Below are 15,978 nucleotides of genomic sequence, written 5' to 3' on the forward strand. Positions count from 1 at the left end.
TCGGACGGCCCCAAGAGCCTCGACACTTAGCTTATGCAATGCTAACTTCAGCAAATTAAGTTAGGGGAGACTATCTTCATGGAAAGTAGCGGCCGTGGAACTCGGTGACAGCGGTGTGCTCGCAGTCCAGCCCGGCACTTCCCGGGTGGACGCCAGAGTCGACGGCGACGTCGTCAGCCGTTTTGCTACGTGCTGCCGCGCTCTCGGTATCGCGGTATATCAGCGTCAGCGCCCCGCCGACCTGGCCGCCGCTCGCTCGGGCTTCACCGCCCTGACACGCGTCGCCCACGACCAGTGCGACGCGTGGACCGGGCTCGCGGCCGCGGGCGACGCATCCTTGCGGGTACTGGAGGCGGTGTCGCGCACCGCGGCCACGGCCGGGGTGCTGCAGCGGCAGGCCGATTTGGCGCCCGGAGCCCTGGGCTTCCGCTACGACAGCGGACTGTATCTACAGTTTCGCGCCGCCAACCCGGAGGAGTTTCACCTCGCCTTCGCCGCGGCCCTGGCCACGGCCGGACGGTTTGCCGAGGCCGACGAGATCGTCACCGGGCTGACCGCACGCCGTCCGAGCTGGCGTGAGGCGCGGTGGATCTCCGTGGTCATCAACTACCGCGCCGAGCGATGGTCCGACGTCGTGAAGCTGCTGACCCCGATCGTCAACGACGCCGATCTCGACGGCGCCTACGCGCACGCGGCCAAGATCGCGCTGGGAACCGCACTGGCCCGTCTGGGCCTGTTCGCCCCCGCGCTGTCCTACCTCGAGGAGCCGCAGGGCCCGGTCGAGGTGGCCACCGTCGACGGGACGTTGGCCAAGGCGCTCGTGCTACGTGCGCACGTCGACGAAGAGTCGGCGAGCGAGGTCCTCCAGGACCTGTACGCCGCGCACCCGGAGAACGAACAGGTCGAAACGGCCCTGACCGATACCAGTTTCGGGATTGTGACCACCAATGCGGCTCGCATCGAGGCCCGCACCGACCCGTGGGATCCGGAAACCGAGCCCAGTGCAGAGGATTTCGTCGACCCCGCCGCGCACGAACGCAAGTCCGTGCTGCTGCACGAGGCCGAACGTCAGCTCACCGAGTTCATCGGCCTCGAAGAGGTGAAAAACCAGGTATCCCGGCTCAAGAGTTCGGTGGCCATGGAGCTGGTGCGTAAGCAGCGCGGCCTGCAGGTCGCACAACGCGCCCACCACCTCGTGTTCGCCGGACCACCCGGGACCGGTAAGACCACGATTGCGCGTGTGGTCGCCAAAATCTATTGCGGCCTTGGGCTTTTGAAGAAGGAAAACATTCGCGAGGTGCACCGCGCCGACCTGATCGGTCAGCACATCGGCGAAACCGAGGCCAAGACCAACGCGATCATCGACAGTGCGCTGGACGGGGTGTTGTTCCTCGACGAGGCCTACGCCCTGGTGGCCACCGGCGCCAAGAACGACTTCGGCCTGGTCGCCATCGACACGCTGCTGGCCCGCATGGAAAACGACCGTGACCGGCTGGTGGTGATCATCGCCGGGTACCGGGCGGATCTGGACAAGTTCCTGGACACCAACGAGGGTCTGCGGTCGCGCTTTACCCGCAACATCACTTTCCCGTCGTACAACTCCCATGAGTTGGTGGAGATCGCGCGCAAGATGGCCGAACAGCGCGACAGTATCTTCGAGCAGTCTGCGCTCGACCACATGGACGACCTGTTCGAGAAATTGGCGACGGCCACGACCCCCGACTCCAACGGCGTCGAACGGCGCAGCCTCGATATCGCGGGTAACGGTCGTTTTGTCCGGAACATCGTCGAGCGCTCCGAGGAGGAGCGCGAATTCCGGTTGGACCATTCAGAGCAGGCGGGAACCGGCGCGTTCACCGATGAGGAGCTGATGACGATCACCGACCGAGATGTCAGTAATTCGGTAGAACCGCTGCTGCGCGGGCTCGGGCTATCGGTGCCGTCATGACCAATCCCGAACCTCAGGACGAACGACGTTCGTTCTCGTCGCGTACCCCCGTGAACGACAATCCCGACAAGGTGGTCTACCGCCGGGGGTTCGTCACCCGGCATCAGGTGACGGGCTGGCGTTTCGTGATGCGCCGCATCGCCTCGGGAATCGCCTTGCACGACACCAGGATGCTGGTCGACCCGCTGCGCACCCAGTCGCGCGCGGTGCTGATGGGCGCCCTGATTCTGATCACCGGCCTGGCTGGTTGTTTCGTGTTCTCGCTGATCCGGCCAAATGGTCAGGCGGGCAACAACGCGGTGCTCGCTGATCGGGACACGGCCGCACTGTACGTGCGTATCGGCGACGAACTGCACCCGGTGCTCAACCTGACCTCGGCCCGGCTGATAGCCGGCAAGCCGGTCAACCCCGCCACGGTGAAAAGCAGTGAGCTGGACCGGTTTCCGCGCGGAAACCTGATCGGCATCCCGGGAGCGCCAGAACGCATGGTGCAGAACACATCTCATGACGCGAACTGGACGGTGTGCGACGCGGTCAGTGAGGCGGCCCAGGGATCGCACGCCGTGCACAGCACCGGCGTGACCGTGATCGCAGGCACGCCCGACAGCAGCGGTGCCCGTGCGGCCACCATCGGGCCCGCCGACGCAATTCTCGTCGAGTTCACCGGCGACAAGGGTGCTAGCACCTGGCTGCTGTGGAACGGCAAGCGCAGCCAGATCGACCTGGCCAACCACGCGGTCACCAATGCGTTGGGGCTGAGTGCCGACCTGCCGGCACCGCGGCCCATCGCGGCGGGGCTGTTCAACGCGATCCCCGAGGCGCCCGCACTCGCGGCGCCCGGCGTCCCGAATGCCGGTACCCCGGCGACCTACCCGGTCCCGGCGCCGATCGGGTCGGTGGTGACGTCCTACGGCGTCGACCCGGGCAACGTGCGTTACTACGCGGTGCTGCCAGACGGTCTGCAGCCGATCTCGCCGGTGCTCGCCGCGGTCCTGCGCAACACCAATTCCTATGGCCTGGACCAGCCCCCGCGGCTGGGCGCCGACGAGGTGGCCAAGCTGCCGGTGTCGCGGATGCTGGACACCACGCGCTTTCCGGACCGCCAAATCGCCCTTGTCGACGCGGCCAGGAATCCCGTCGCCTGCGCGTACTGGAGCAAGCCGGCCGGGGCCGCGAGTAGCTCGCTGAGCCTGCTGGCGGGTTCCGCGCTGCCGGTGCCGGAGTCGGTTCGCACCGTGAACCTGATCGGCGGCGGCACGCAGGGGATCGCCACCCGGGTGGCCCTGGCACCGGGCACCGGCTACTTCGCGCAGAGCGTCGGTGGCGCAGCGACATCGCCGGGTGCGGGCTCACTGTTCTGGGTGTCCGACACCGGAGTGCGCTATGGCATCGACAACGAGGCCGAGAACGCCTCGCACGGCAAAACCGTTGAGGCCCTTGGCTTGACCACACCCCCCGTTCCCATTCCCTGGTCGATACTGTCGCTGTTCGCGACGGGCCCGACGCTATCGCGCGCCGACGCGCTACTTGCACACGACGGGTTGGCGCCCGACAGCAAGCCCGGACGTCCGGTGTCGGCCGAAGGAGGACCCCGATGAGCCGACTGATCTTCGAAGCCCGTCGGCGCCTGGCGCCGCCGAGCACCCGCCAGGGCACCATCACCATCGAAGCGCCGCCAGAGTTGCCGCGGGTGATTCCGCCGTCGTTCCTGCGCCGCGCGATGCCCTACGTGCTGGTGATTCTGATCGTCGGCATGATCGTGGCGCTGGTCGCCACCGGGATGCGGGTGATTTCCCCGCAGACCCTGTTCTTCCCGTTTGTGTTGCTGCTGGCCGCAACCGCGCTCTATCGCGGCAACGACAACAAGATGCGCACCGAGGAGGTCGACGCCGAACGCGCCGACTACCTGCGCTACCTGTCAGTCGTCCGGGACAACATCCGCACCCAGGCCGCCCAGCAGCGTGCCGCCGCGCAGTGGTCGCATCCCGAGCCGGCGGCTTTGGCAACGGTGCCCGGGTCTCGCCGCCAGTGGGAACGTGACCCGCACGACCCCGACTTTCTGGTGCTGCGGGCCGGGCGGCACCAGGTCCCCCTGGCCACCGCAGTGCGGGTCCAGGACACCGCCGACGAAATCGATCTGGAACCGGTGTCGCACAGCGCATTACGTAGCTTGCTCGATACCCAGCGCACCGTGCGCGACGTGCCCACCGGAATCGACTTGAGCAAGGTTTCCCGGATCACCATCCTCGGTGAACCCGACGAGGTGCGGGGGGCGTTGCGGGCCTGGGTCGCTCAGGCCGTCACCTGGCACGACCCGACCGTGCTGGGGGTGGCGCTGGCCACCCGCGATCCGGAGAACCACGACTGGTCCTGGCTGAAGTGGTTGCCCCACAGCGACATTCCCGGCGAGGTGGACGGTGTCGGCCCGGCCCGCTTCCTGTCCAGTGACCCCGATGAACTGGTCGCCCTACTGGGCCCAGCGCTGGCCGACCGGCCGGCGTTCACCGGCGATCCGGCCGACGCGCTGCGGCACCTGCTGATCATCATCGACGACCCCGAATACGACGTGAACGCCTCGGCGCTGGCACTCGGACGGGCCGGCGTGACCGTGGTGCACCGCACCACGACATCGCCTCACCGAGAACAGTATTCGGATCCGGAAAAGCCGATTCTGCGTGTCGTCGGGGGCGGTGGCCGGGCCATCGAGCGCTGGCAGACCGGCGGCTGGCAGCCGTTCATCGACAACGCCGACGCGCTCGGCGCCGACGAGACCGCCCACCTGGCGCGTCAGCTGTCGCGCTGGGATTCCAACCCGACTCACACCGGGCTGCGCTCGGCGGCCACCCGGGGCGCCACGTTCACGACGCTGCTGGGTGTTCCGGACGCGTCGCAGCTGGATGTGCCGACGCTGTGGGGACCGCGGCGTCGCGACGACGAGTTGCGGGTGCCGATCGGGGTCACCGCGACCGGCGAACCGCTCTACTTCGACCTGAAGGACGAAGCCGAGGGCGGGATGGGTCCACACGGCCTGATGATCGGTATGACCGGTTCCGGCAAGTCGCAGACCCTGATGTCAATCCTTTTGTCGCTGTTGACAACTCATTCGGCCGACCGGCTCATCGTGATCTATGCCGACTTCAAGGGTGAGGCCGGGGCCGACAGCTTCCGGGACTTCCCGCAGGTCGTCGCGGTGATCTCGAACATGGCCGAGAAGAAATCGCTGGCCGACCGGTTCGCCGACACGCTGCGTGGTGAGGTGGCACGGCGCGAAACGTTGCTGCGCGAGGCCGGCCGGCGGGTGCAGGGCAGCGCGTTCAACTCGGTGGTCGAATACGAGAACGCTCGGGATTCCGGCGCCCCCGGCGCCGAAGACCTGCCGCCGATCCCGACCTTGTTCGTGGTCGCCGACGAGTTCACGCTGATGCTGGCCGACTACCCGGAGTACGCGGAACTGTTCGACTACGTGGCGCGCAAGGGCCGCTCGTTCCGCATCCACATCCTGTTCGCGTCCCAGACGCTGGATGTCGGCAAGATCAAGGACATCGACAAGAACACCTCGTATCGCATCGGCTTGAAGGTGGCCAGTCCCAGCGTTTCTCGCCAGATCATCGGCGTGGACGACGCCTATCACATCGAATCGGGTAAGGAACACAAGGGCGTGGGCTTCTTGGTGCCCGCCCCCGGTGCCGCCCCGATCAAGTTCCGCAGCACCTACGTCGACGGCATCTACGAGCCGCCGCGGACCGCCAAGACCCTTGTGGTGCAGTCTGTTCCACAGCCCAAACTGTTCACGGCCGGACGGGTCGAGCCCGATCAGGGCACGGTGATCACCGGAGCCGACCAAGACGAGTTCGCCGGCCCGCCGCGCAAGCTGATCGCGACCATCGGCGAACAGCTGGCGCGCTACGGGCCCCGGGCGCCGCAGCTCTGGTTGCCGCCGCTGGACGAGCCGATCCCGCTGACGACGGTGCTGGCCAACGCCGCGGTGCCGGACCGGCAATGGCGTTGGCCGCTCGGTGAGATCGACAAGCCGTTCGAGATGCGCCGCGACCCACTGATTTTCGATGCCACGTCGGCGTCGGGCAACATGGTGATTCACGGCGGCGCAAAGTCCGGTAAATCGTCTGCGCTGCAGACGTTCATGCTGTCCGCGGCCAGCTTGCATTCGCCGCGCGACGTCACCTTCTACTGCCTGGACTACGGCGGTGGTCAGCTGCGTGCCCTGGAAGACCTGGCGCACGTCGGCAGTGTGGCGTCACCGTTGGAGCCCGAGCGCATTCGCCGCACCTTCGGCGAGCTCGAGCAGTTGCTGCTTTCCCGCCAGCACCGCGAGGCGTTCCGCGACAAGCACGGTTCGACTCACGACGATGGCTTCGGTGAGGTGTTCCTGGTCATCGACAACCTCTACGCCTTCGCCCGGGACAACACCGACCAGTTCAACACGCGTAACCCGTTGCTGGCCAAGGTGACTGAGCTGGTCAACGTAGGCCTTGCGTACGGCATCCACGTGATCGTCACCACCCCGAGCTGGCTGGAGGTGCCGTTGGCGATGCGGGATGGCCTCGGGCTGCGCCTCGAGCTCAAGCTGCACGACGCGCGGGACAGCAATGTGCGGGTGGTCGGGGCGCTGCGCCGCCCGGCCGACGCCGTGCCGGCCGACCAGCCGGGTCGCGGGCTGACCATGGCCGCCGAACACTTCCTGTTCGCGGCCCCGCAGCTGGACCAGATCGCCGCGATCAACGCCCGCTACCCGGGCATGGCGGCACCGCCGGTTCGGCTGCTGCCGACCAACCTGGCACCGGACGCCCTCGGGCCGCTGTATCGCGGACCGGAACAGGTCGTCATCGGCCAGCGCGAAGAGGACTTGGCGCCGGTCGTGCTCGACTTCGCGGAGAACCCGCTGCTGATGGTGTTCGGCGACAGCAAGTCGGGCAAGACCACCTTGTTGCGCCACATTATCCGCACCATCCGCGAGCACTCCACATCGGATCAGGTGGCGTTCACGGTGCTGGATCGGCGGCTGCATCTCGTCGAGGAGCCGCTCTTCGCCGACAATGAGTACACCGCCAACATCGACCGGATCATCCCGGCGATGCTGGGCCTGTCCAACATCATCGGATCGCGCCGTCCACCGGCGGGCTTGTCGGCAGCGGAGTTGGCGCGGTGGAGTTACGAGGGCCACACCCACTACCTGATCATCGATGACGTCGACCAGATTCCGGACGCACCGGCGATGAGTGGCCCATACATCGGACAGCGACCGTGGGCCAGCCTCATTCCGGAGCTGAGCCAGGCTGCCGATCTGGGGCTGAGGGTGATCGTGACGGCGCGGGCCACCGGCTCGGGGCATGCCCTGATGACCAGCCCGCTGCTGCGCCGGTTCAACGACTTGCAGGCAACCACGCTGATGCTGGCGGGCAATCCGCAGGACAGCGGGAAGATCCGCGGTCAACGGTTTGGCCGGTTGCCTGCCGGGCGGGCAATTCTGTTGGGAGACACCGAAAGCCCGACGTATGTGCAGTTGGTCAACCCGTTGGTTGGCGAGTCTGTTGTAGGGGGAGCCGACGAAGGTTTCGCCCGCTGATGGTGATTAGTGAAGCGCAACAAAAGGAGTCAATATGACGTTGCGAGTTGTCCCTGAAGGCCTGGCGGCGACGAGTGCGGCGGTGGAGGCGCTGACGGCGCGGTTGGCGAGTGCGCACGCGGCGGCCGCTCCGGCGATCACCGCGGTGGTGCCACCCGCGGCGGATCCGGTGTCGCTGACGACGGCAGCGGGATTCAGTGCCCAGGGCCAGCTGCACTCGGTGGTGGCCGCCGAGGGCGTCGAGGAGCTGGGCCGCGCCGGTATCGGCGTCGGCGAAGGCGGGGCGAGTTACCTCGCGGGTGACACCGCCGCGGCCGTCACGTACGGCGTCTGACAATGACCGCGCCTATCTGGATGGCGTCTCCGCCGGAGGTGCATTCGGCGTTGCTGACCGCTGGACCGGGACCGGGGCCGCTGTTGGCGGCCGCCGGTGCGTGGACCTCGCTCAGCACCGAATATGCCGACGCGGCAGCCGAACTCAGTGGGCTACTGGGGGAAGTACAGGCGGGCTCGTGGGAAGGGCCGACCGCCGAGCAATACGCGGCCGCGCACATCCCCTATCTGGCGTGGCTGATGCAGGCCAGCGCCGACAGCGCGGGGGTGGCTGCCCAGCACGAAGTCGCGGCGGCGGCCTACACCGGCGCCTTGACGGCCATGCCGACACTGGGGGAGCTGGCCGCCAACCACATGATCCACGGTGTGCTGGTGGGGACGAATTTCTTTGGGATCAACACGATTCCGATCGCGGTCAACGAGGCCGACTACGCACGGATGTGGGTCCAGGCCGCCATCACGATGAGCACCTACCAGGTGGTGTCGGACGCGGCGCTGGCCGGGGCGCCGCGGACGGACCCCGCTCCCAACGTGCTGCGTCCCGGTGCCGAGACCAACAACTTCTCGACGCTGGCCCAGCAGGGTGACTCGGATTCCGGGAACTGGTGGGAGAACCTCCTGCGGCAACTGCAGCAGTTCTTCCAGAACCTGAACGACATGATTCAGCAGTTCATGCAGAATTTGGGGCCGTTCCTGGTGGCAAACGGACCGCTGCTGTTCTTCCTCGCCTATCAGCTGGTCACCAACCTGCTCGGCTGGCCCACCTGGGGCGCGATTCTGACCGCCCCCTTCCTGATCCCACTGGTCATCGGCATCGGCGCCTACCTGTACTTGCAGAACCCGCAGGACCTGCCCGAGGTGCCGGGCGCGGTCGCGGTCCCGCCGGTGCTGCCCGCCCAGAGTTCATCCATGCCGCCGGTGGCAGCCATGGCCCCGCCGGCTGCGACGCCCGCGTCGGCTCCCGCGTCCGCACCCGCCGCGCCCGCCACCGCGGCGACCGCACCGGCACCCGCTCCGGTCGCCGGGACTTTCGGCTATCTGGTGGCCATGGGTAGCGATCCGGAAACCGGCTTCGGCCCCACCCTGGGCGGCCGCGGCGGGATTAAGGCACCGGCCGCGACCATCCCGGCGGCCGCTGCAGCGGTACCCGGCCGCGCGGCCGCGGCTCGACGACGCCGACGGGCCGCGATGCGCGATCACGGTGACGAGTTCCTCGACATGAACGTCGACGTCGATCCCGACTGGGGTGGCGCCGAGGGGGTCACGGCCGCAATGGCTTCGGGCAGTGGGGCCGGGCGGCTTGGATTTGCCGGAACCGCGCGCAAAGACGCGGATCTGCAGGCATCGGGACTGACCGAGCTGGCTGGCGATGAGTACGGCAGCGGCCCGCGGATGCCGATGGTGCCGGGAACCTGGGACCGCGACGGCGCGGGTCCCGATGAGCCCGATCAGGCGGGGGGAGGGGGCTCCGAAAGTTAGCAGTAGCGCAGTCAATAGCCGAAATCGTAAGGGACAGAAGAGAAAGGAAATGTCATGAGTCTTCTGGATGCTCACATTCCACAGTTGGTGGCCTCGCAGTCGGCGTTCAGCGCCAAGGCCGCCCTGATGCGCAGCACGATCAACGGGGCCGAGCAGGAAGCGATGGCCGCCCAGGCATTCCACCAGGGCGAGTCTTCGGCTGCGTTCCAGGCCGCGCACGCCCGGTTCGTGGAGATGGCGGCACGGGTCAACACCCTGCTGGACATCGCTCAGGCCAACCTCGGTGACGCCGCGGGCACCTATGTGGCCGCCGACGCCGCCGCCGCGTCCGGCTACACCTCGTTCTGAGCTGACCCCTAGTAACCGCGAAAGGACTTGAGATGTCGCAGATCATGTACAACTACCCGGCGATGTTGAGCCACGCCGCCGACATGTCGGGCTATGCCGGCACGATGCAGGGCCTCGGCGCCGACATCGCCACCGAGCAGGCCGCGTTGCAGAACGCCTGGCAGGGTGACACCGGTATGACCTACCAGGTTTGGCAGGCTCAGTGGAACCAGGCCATGGAGGCGTTGGTGCGCTCTTACCAGGCGATGGCCAGCACGCACGAAAACAACACCCTGGCCATGTTCGCCCGCGACACGGCCGAAGCCGCCAAGTGGGGCGGTTAGTCCTCCGTCGATGAGTGTCGAGCCCAATGCCGTCGAGCTGACGGTCGAAAACGCGTGGTTCATCGCCGAAACCGTTGGCGCGGGTACCTTTCCATGGGTTTTGGCGATCACGACGCCCTATCGCGATGCCGCGGAGCGGGACGCGTTCTTCAAAGATCAGAAGGACGAGCTGACCCGGATGGGTCTGATGGGGCCCGACGGTGTGGTGAACCGGGCGGTCGCCGACTGGATCAAGTTGGTGTGTTTTCCCGACCAATGGCTTGATCTGCGCTACGTGGGCTCCGGCGCAGCCAGCGGTGCCGGCGAGTTGCTGCGCGGTGTGGTGGCGCGGCGCGCCGGCGCCACCGGCCAGTCCGTCGTCGCGCTACGCAGCGCGCAGCTGGTCACGTTCACCGCCATGAATATCGGCGACGCGCGGGCACTGGTTCCGGTCCTCGGTGTGGGGCTGGGCCAGCGTCCGCCGGCGCAGTTCGCGGAATTCAGCATGCCGGCGCGTGTGGGAGCGCGCGCCGACGAACGACTGCGCTCCGGTGCGCCGCTGACTGAAGTCCTTGACTACCTTGGCATTCCGCAATCCGCCAGGGCAGTGGTGGAATCCGTATTCACCGGCCCGCGCACCTACGTGGAGATCGTCGCCGGTCGCCATCGCGACGGTCAGCACGCCACCACCGAAGTCGGGATGAGCATCGTCGACACCACCGCGGGCCGGATCCTGGTCAGTCCGTCCCGCGCGTTCGACGGTGAATGGGTCTCGACGTTCAGTCCGGGAACCCCGTTTGCGATTGCCGTCGCGATCGAGAACTTGACCGCCTGCCTGCCCGAGGGACACTGGTTCCCCGGTCAGCGGCTGTCGCGAGATCTATCCACCCAATACGCCTAAAACACAACAAGATAGAGAGAGAACACGATGTACCAGGCTGATTCGAGGGTCCGTTGACCTCCGGTGCGGTCATGCCGATCGTTCGCGTGGCCATCCTCGCGCACAGCAGGCTGACAGAAGTAGCCCTGCCCACCGAGCTGCCGCTGCGTGAAGTCCTGCCCGCGGTGCAGCGACTGGTGGTCCCGACGGCACAGAACGGCGACGGCGGTGACCCCGACAGTGCGCGCACCGGCGCCGTTTCCCAACTGAGCCTGGCGCCGATCGGGGGAGCGCCGTTCAGTCTGGACGCCAGCCTGGATACCGTCGGCGTGGTCGACGGGGATTTGCTTGCGCTGCAGCCGGTTCCGTCCGGTCCGGCCGCGCCCGGCATTGTCGAGGATATCGCCGACGCCGCAATGATCTTCTCGACGTCGAGACTCAAGCCGTGGGGCATCGCGCAGATCCAGCGCGGGGCGCTGCTGGCGGCGATCCTGGTGGCCTTCCTGGCCACTGGACTGGGGGTGACCTACCGGGTCGCCACCGGCGCACTGGCCGGACTGGTCGCGGTCAGCGTGATCGCGGCAGCGACCGCGATCGCCGGTTTGTTCGTCACGCTGCGTTCGGAGCGCACCGGGATGGCGCTGTCGATGGCGGCGCTGGTACCCGTCGGCGCAGCCCTCGCGTTGGCCGTGCCCGGGAAGTTCGGTGCGGCGCAGCTGGTGCTGGCCGCTGCCGGTGTGACCGCGTGGTCGCTGATCGTGCTGATGGTGCCGACCGCCGAGCGGGAACGCATCGCCGGTTTCTTCACCGCGACCGCGGTGCTGGGGGCCGGTGTCTTATTGGCTGCCGGTGCCGAATTGCTTTGGCGGCTACCGGTATTGACTATCGGCGCTGGGCTGATCGTGGTGGCTCTGCTGGTCACCATCGAGGCGGCCCAGCTGTCCGCACTGTGGGCACGCTTCCCGCTGCCGGTCATCCCGGCACCGGGGGATCCGACTCCGTCGGCGCCCGCGCTTCGGGTGCTCGAGGACCTGCCGCGACGGGTGCGCATCGGGGACGCCCACCAGAGTGGCTTTATCGCCGGCGCGGCGCTGCTCAGTGTGCTGGGATCGGTGGCGATCGCGCTGCGACCCGAATCGTTGAGCGGCTGGGGCTGGTACGTGCTGGCCGCCACCGCGGCGACCTCCGTGCTGCGTGCCCGCGTGTGGGATTCGGCCGCGTGCAAGGCGTGGCTGCTGGCCCAGCCGTTCCTGGTCGCCGGTGTCCTGCTGGTGTTCTACACCTCGACCGAACGTTTCCTGGCCGCCTTCGTCGCGGCGGCGGTGCTCGTTGCGCTGGTGCTGGCGTGGGCAGTGGTGGCCCTGAACCCGAGCATCGCCTCGCCGGACACCTACTCGCTGCCGCTGCGCCGCCTGCTGGGCTTCGTCGCGACCGGCCTGGACGCTTCGCTGATTCCTGTCATCGCCTACCTGGTCGGCCTCTTCGCCTGGGTGCTCAATCGATGATTCGTGCCGGATTCGCCTGCCTCACAGCGGTGTTGGTCTTCGCGCAGGCCATCGTCCCGTGGGGCTGTCCGCAGGCATCGGCGATCGGCCAGCCCGCGGTCGACCCGGGCGTGCAGCCGCCTAGCGGCGCTGCCGGACCGGTGCAGCCGATGGAGCAGCGCGGGCCGTGCGCCGCTTCCGGCGTCATCGGAGGCAGCGATCCCACGGCCGTGACGCCCAGTCAGGCGATGCTGAATCTGCCCGCGGCATGGCAGTTTTCCCGCGGCGAAGGTCAGCTGGTGGCGGTGCTCGACACCGGGGTGCGGCCGGGACCCCGGCTGCCGAATGTCGATCCCGGCGGCGATTTCGTGGAGACGACCGACGGCCTGACGGACTGCGACGGGCACGGCACCCTGGTCGCCGGGCTCGTCGCGGGCCAGCCTTCCTCCGAGGATGGCTTCTCGGGCGTCGCGCCCGCGGCCCGCGTGCTGGCGATCCGGACGGCGTCGGGCAAGTTCTCGCCGCGCGCACCGGGCGGCGACCCGATGGTGGCGCGGGTGTCCCTCGAGGTCGCGACGCTGGCCCGGGCGATCGTGCATGCGGCCGACCTGGGCGCACGGGTCATCGATATCTCGCAGGTCACCTGCATGGCGGCCGACCGGCCCGTCGATCAGGCCGCCCTCGGTGCGGCGATCCGCTTCGCGGCGGTGGACAAGGACGCGGTGATCGTGGCGGCGGCGGGCAACACCGGGTCCACCGGCTCGGTCGGCGGCGGAATGTCTTGCGAGTCAAACCCGCTCACCGATCTCGCCCGCCCCGACGATGCGCGGAACTGGGCGGGTGTCACGTCGGTCTCCATTCCGTCGTACTGGCAGCCCTACGTGCTGTCGGCGGCGTCCTTGACCGCGGATGGGCAGCCGTCGAAATTCACCATGTCCGGGCCGTGGGTCGGTGTCGCGGCGCCGGGCGAAAAGATCGTGTCGGTGAGCAACCGCGACGGTGGCGGCCTGGCCAACGGCCTGCCCGACGACCATCAGCAACTGAGCGCGCTAAGCGGCACCAGCTACGCGGCCGGCTACGTGTCGGGTGTCGCGGCGCTGGTCCGCAGCAAGTACCCCACCCTGTCCGCCACCGACGTGGTGCGCCGGATCACCGCGACCGCGCACAACGGTGCCCGGGCGCCGTCGAACGTCGTGGGCACCGGCAGTGTGGACCCGCTGGCAGCGCTCACCTGGGAACTGCCCGCGAGCACCGGGCCGGCCGCGACGCCGGCCAAGCCGGTCGCCGTACCCCCGGCACCTGCGCCGAAAGACAACACCCCGCGAACCGTCGCGTTCGCTGGGACCGCCGCGCTGGCGTTGATTGTCGCGGCGGTTGCCGCCGCGACCGCGATCGCCGGCGCGCGCCGACGGAAGGAGACCACCTCGTGAGCTCGATCCCGATCCCGGGGAGCGCCCGGATCGCCCTGGCGGCGTTGGCGGTAGTGCCAGCGGCGCTGGCCTACCCCTGGCACTCGACTCGTGACTACTGGCTGATCGGCGTCGCCGTCGTGGCGGTGATCGTGTTGTTCGGCTGGTGGCGCGGACTGCACTTCACCACGATTCTGCGGCGCCGGCTGGCCATCATGAGCCGCCGCTCCAACCCGACCGGGGAAGCCGACATCCAATCCGTCGTTGCCGCAAAGACAACCGCGTTGGTGCGGATCGGGCCGTCCAGTGCCGACGACGCCGTGCTGCCGCTGCAGCTGATCGCCCGATACCTGGACCGCTACGGCATCCGCGCTGACAAGGTCCGTATCACCAGCCGCGACAATGCATCCGACGCATCGCGACGCGAGACGTGGATCGGTATCACGGTGTCGGCGGCCGACAACTTGCCGGCGCTGCAGGCACGTTCATCGCGCATCCCGCTGCATGAGACCGCCGAGGTTGTCGCGCGACGGCTTGCCGACCACCTGCGCGAGATCGGTTGGGAGGCCAACGCCATCGCGTCGGATGACGTGCCGCGGTGGCTGACGGCCAATGCCCGCGAGAGCTGGCGTGCGGTGCAGCGCGGCACCTCGGATTTCGTTGCCGCATATCAGATCGTCGTCGATGCGGACCTGCCCGCGACGCTGGAGGCCATTCGGTCGCATCCGGCCCGCGAGACGTGCACCGCGCTCGAGATCGCACGCTCGGGTGAGCAGGACACGGTTGCGGTCGCGTGTGCTTTCCTCACCGATGCGCCCCCGGAGGGCGCGCCGCCGGTGGACGGGCTGATCCCGCAGCGCGGCAACCAGGCGCCGGCCCTGGCGGCACTGGATCTGTTGTCCACGCAACGACTTGACGGTCACACCGCGGAGCCCGACGGCCTGCTGGCGACCCTGGATTGGCCGACGCCGGTGACCGGCGCCCACCGCGCGGTGCGAACCGAGGCGGCTAGTTCAGCATAAAACCGTTCAGGAAGCTGGTCATCCGCCGCAGGTAGTCCAGCTGGCTGGTGTGCAGCACGTGGCTGCCCGGAAACCAGTGCAGCGCACAGCGATCCCAATGCTCCCAGAGCATGACCGCCTGTCCCGGGGGAGCCATCCGGTCGGCGAGGCCGGTGATGATCATCCGCCGGTCCTTGGGAAGTTGCGGCTGGTAGTTCAGCGGGCAATGGTAAGCCAGCCCGGCATTCAGGTCGTCGCGATTGATGTTGGACAACGCAAGCCCCAGGCCGACCATCTTGTTGGCCGGGAACCACTGGTCGAACATCGTCGCCGGCGTGACGACCGGGCAGTTGGGGATGACGGCCTCCAGCCGGTCGTCGACGGAGGCCACCAGCGCCGACGTGTAGCCGCCCAGCGAAAGGCCGGTCAGCGCAATGCGTTCGACGCCGGTGTGCCGCAAATAGTCGACGACGGACCGGAAGTCGTGCACGGCCTGGGCCATCGCTTCGGCGAAGCCGCCGAGCCCGCCGGCGAAGTAGCCGAAACCGCTGAACGGCGAGCACTTTTCGGCACGCTGGCCGTGGAACGGCAACGTAAACAGCAAGACGTCGTAGCCGGACCGGTAATACCACGGCATAGAGAAGAAGCGGCCATTGGCCAGATACGACGACCCCATGAAGCCGTGAATCACGCACAGCGTGGGACGAGGACCGTCGTCGTGGCGCCAATGCTGAGCGCGCACGATGTTGTTGGACCCCCACGCATTCCACCGCTCGCGCATCGCGGGATTGATCGCGGTGAAACTGCTGGGGAACGAGATGTTGTCGACGGTGCCGCGCGCGATCCATCGCGCGAGCGGGCCGGCGGGCCGCGACGACACCCGGGGCAGTTCGGTCGGAGCAGGGAATGACTGCGCCGGATCGTGCTCGGCGGCCAGCTCGGCGTAGAAGTTCAGGTTGGCGCGTTCGCTCCCGGACTTGCTGTGCCGCAACGTCGTGGCCACCACCGCCGGCGCGGCTGTCACGGCCAGCAGCGACGACACCCAGGTGCGCAATGCGACGTCGCCGGCGGCGCAGGCGGCGACCACCCCGCGTTCACGCGGCGGCAACGCCGACAGCGGGGGCAACCCGTCGGCGCCGGGTGGCACATCGGCACCGGGAACGTCGGGAACCGGAATGGGCGGATCGATCGGATCTGTGTCGGACCCCAC

12 protein-coding genes are annotated in these 15,978 nt (G+C 68.1%); 11 read left to right on the plus strand and 1 reads right to left on the minus strand.

Annotation, left to right across the window (positions count from 1 at the left end):
* The first annotated feature begins 94 nt into the window (after window positions 1–94).
* From eccA to eccE, 11 genes are all read left to right on the plus strand, one after another.
* A complete protein-coding gene (eccA, locus tag MAAFP003_RS02185) occupies window positions 95–1,948 on the plus strand; it encodes a type VII secretion AAA-ATPase EccA (RefSeq protein WP_096284035.1) in 1,854 nt (617 codons plus the stop codon).
* The gene (gene eccB, locus MAAFP003_RS02190; protein WP_096284037.1) at window positions 1,945–3,546 is read left to right on the plus strand and encodes a type VII secretion protein EccB; all 1,602 of its coding nucleotides are present in this window, start codon (window positions 1,945–1,947) and stop codon (window positions 3,544–3,546) included. Before eccA ends, eccB begins: the two co-directional genes overlap by 4 nt.
* The gene (gene eccCa, locus MAAFP003_RS02195) at window positions 3,543–7,532 is read left to right on the plus strand and encodes a type VII secretion protein EccCa (protein ID WP_096284039.1); all 3,990 of its coding nucleotides are present in this window, start codon (window positions 3,543–3,545) and stop codon (window positions 7,530–7,532) included. The genes eccB and eccCa overlap by 4 nt, the downstream gene beginning before the upstream one ends.
* 34 nt (window positions 7,533–7,566) lie before the next feature.
* Window positions 7,567–7,866, plus strand: a complete 300-nt coding sequence (locus MAAFP003_RS02200; protein WP_096284041.1) for a PE family protein — start codon at window positions 7,567–7,569, stop codon at window positions 7,864–7,866.
* 2 nt (window positions 7,867–7,868) lie between these two features.
* A complete protein-coding gene (locus tag MAAFP003_RS02205; protein ID WP_096284043.1) occupies window positions 7,869–9,344 on the plus strand; it encodes a PPE family protein in 1,476 nt (491 codons plus the stop codon).
* A gap of 54 nt (window positions 9,345–9,398) precedes the next feature.
* Window positions 9,399–9,692: a type VII secretion system protein EsxG gene (esxG, locus tag MAAFP003_RS02210; protein ID WP_096284045.1), complete on the plus strand. Its 294-nt coding sequence runs from the start codon at window positions 9,399–9,401 to the stop codon at window positions 9,690–9,692.
* A gap of 32 nt (window positions 9,693–9,724) precedes the next feature.
* On the plus strand, window positions 9,725–10,015 hold the full coding sequence (locus MAAFP003_RS02215) for a WXG100 family type VII secretion target (protein WP_025736523.1): 291 nt from the start codon (window positions 9,725–9,727) through the stop codon (window positions 10,013–10,015).
* A 10-nt stretch (window positions 10,016–10,025) separates the two neighbouring features.
* A complete protein-coding gene (locus tag MAAFP003_RS02220) occupies window positions 10,026–10,895 on the plus strand; it encodes an ESX secretion-associated protein EspG (protein ID WP_096284047.1) in 870 nt (289 codons plus the stop codon).
* 71 nt (window positions 10,896–10,966) lie between these two features.
* Window positions 10,967–12,379: a type VII secretion integral membrane protein EccD gene (gene eccD, locus MAAFP003_RS02225; protein WP_096284049.1), complete on the plus strand. Its 1,413-nt coding sequence runs from the start codon at window positions 10,967–10,969 to the stop codon at window positions 12,377–12,379.
* A complete protein-coding gene (mycP, locus tag MAAFP003_RS02230) occupies window positions 12,376–13,788 on the plus strand; it encodes a type VII secretion-associated serine protease mycosin (RefSeq protein WP_096284051.1) in 1,413 nt (470 codons plus the stop codon). Before eccD ends, mycP begins: the two co-directional genes overlap by 4 nt.
* Window positions 13,785–14,789: a type VII secretion protein EccE gene (gene eccE, locus MAAFP003_RS02235; protein WP_096284053.1), complete on the plus strand. Its 1,005-nt coding sequence runs from the start codon at window positions 13,785–13,787 to the stop codon at window positions 14,787–14,789. The genes mycP and eccE overlap by 4 nt, the downstream gene beginning before the upstream one ends.
* Here the strand turns inward: eccE and MAAFP003_RS02240 are convergent.
* Window positions 14,776–15,978, minus strand: coding sequence for an alpha/beta hydrolase family protein (locus MAAFP003_RS02240; protein ID WP_243393741.1), 1,203 nt, complete (start codon window positions 15,976–15,978; stop codon window positions 14,776–14,778). The genes eccE and MAAFP003_RS02240 overlap by 14 nt on opposite strands.

Origin of the sequence: Mycobacterium ahvazicum (assembly GCF_900176255.2) — a bacterium.
GTDB lineage: Bacteria > Actinomycetota > Actinomycetes > Mycobacteriales > Mycobacteriaceae > Mycobacterium > Mycobacterium ahvazicum.

Coding starts and splice junctions, on each gene's coding strand:
- eccB (WP_096284037.1), top strand. CDS start 1,945: ATGACCAATCCCGAACCTCAGGACGAACGACGTTCGTTCTCGTCGCGT.
- eccCa (WP_096284039.1), top strand. CDS start 3,543: ATGAGCCGACTGATCTTCGAAGCCCGTCGGCGCCTGGCGCCGCCGAGC.
- MAAFP003_RS02200 (WP_096284041.1), top strand. CDS start 7,567: ATGACGTTGCGAGTTGTCCCTGAAGGCCTGGCGGCGACGAGTGCGGCG.
- MAAFP003_RS02205 (WP_096284043.1), top strand. CDS start 7,869: ATGACCGCGCCTATCTGGATGGCGTCTCCGCCGGAGGTGCATTCGGCG.
- esxG (WP_096284045.1), top strand. CDS start 9,399: ATGAGTCTTCTGGATGCTCACATTCCACAGTTGGTGGCCTCGCAGTCG.
- MAAFP003_RS02215 (WP_025736523.1), top strand. CDS start 9,725: ATGTCGCAGATCATGTACAACTACCCGGCGATGTTGAGCCACGCCGCC.
- MAAFP003_RS02220 (WP_096284047.1), top strand. CDS start 10,026: ATGAGTGTCGAGCCCAATGCCGTCGAGCTGACGGTCGAAAACGCGTGG.
- eccD (WP_096284049.1), top strand. CDS start 10,967: ATGCCGATCGTTCGCGTGGCCATCCTCGCGCACAGCAGGCTGACAGAA.
- mycP (WP_096284051.1), top strand. CDS start 12,376: ATGATTCGTGCCGGATTCGCCTGCCTCACAGCGGTGTTGGTCTTCGCG.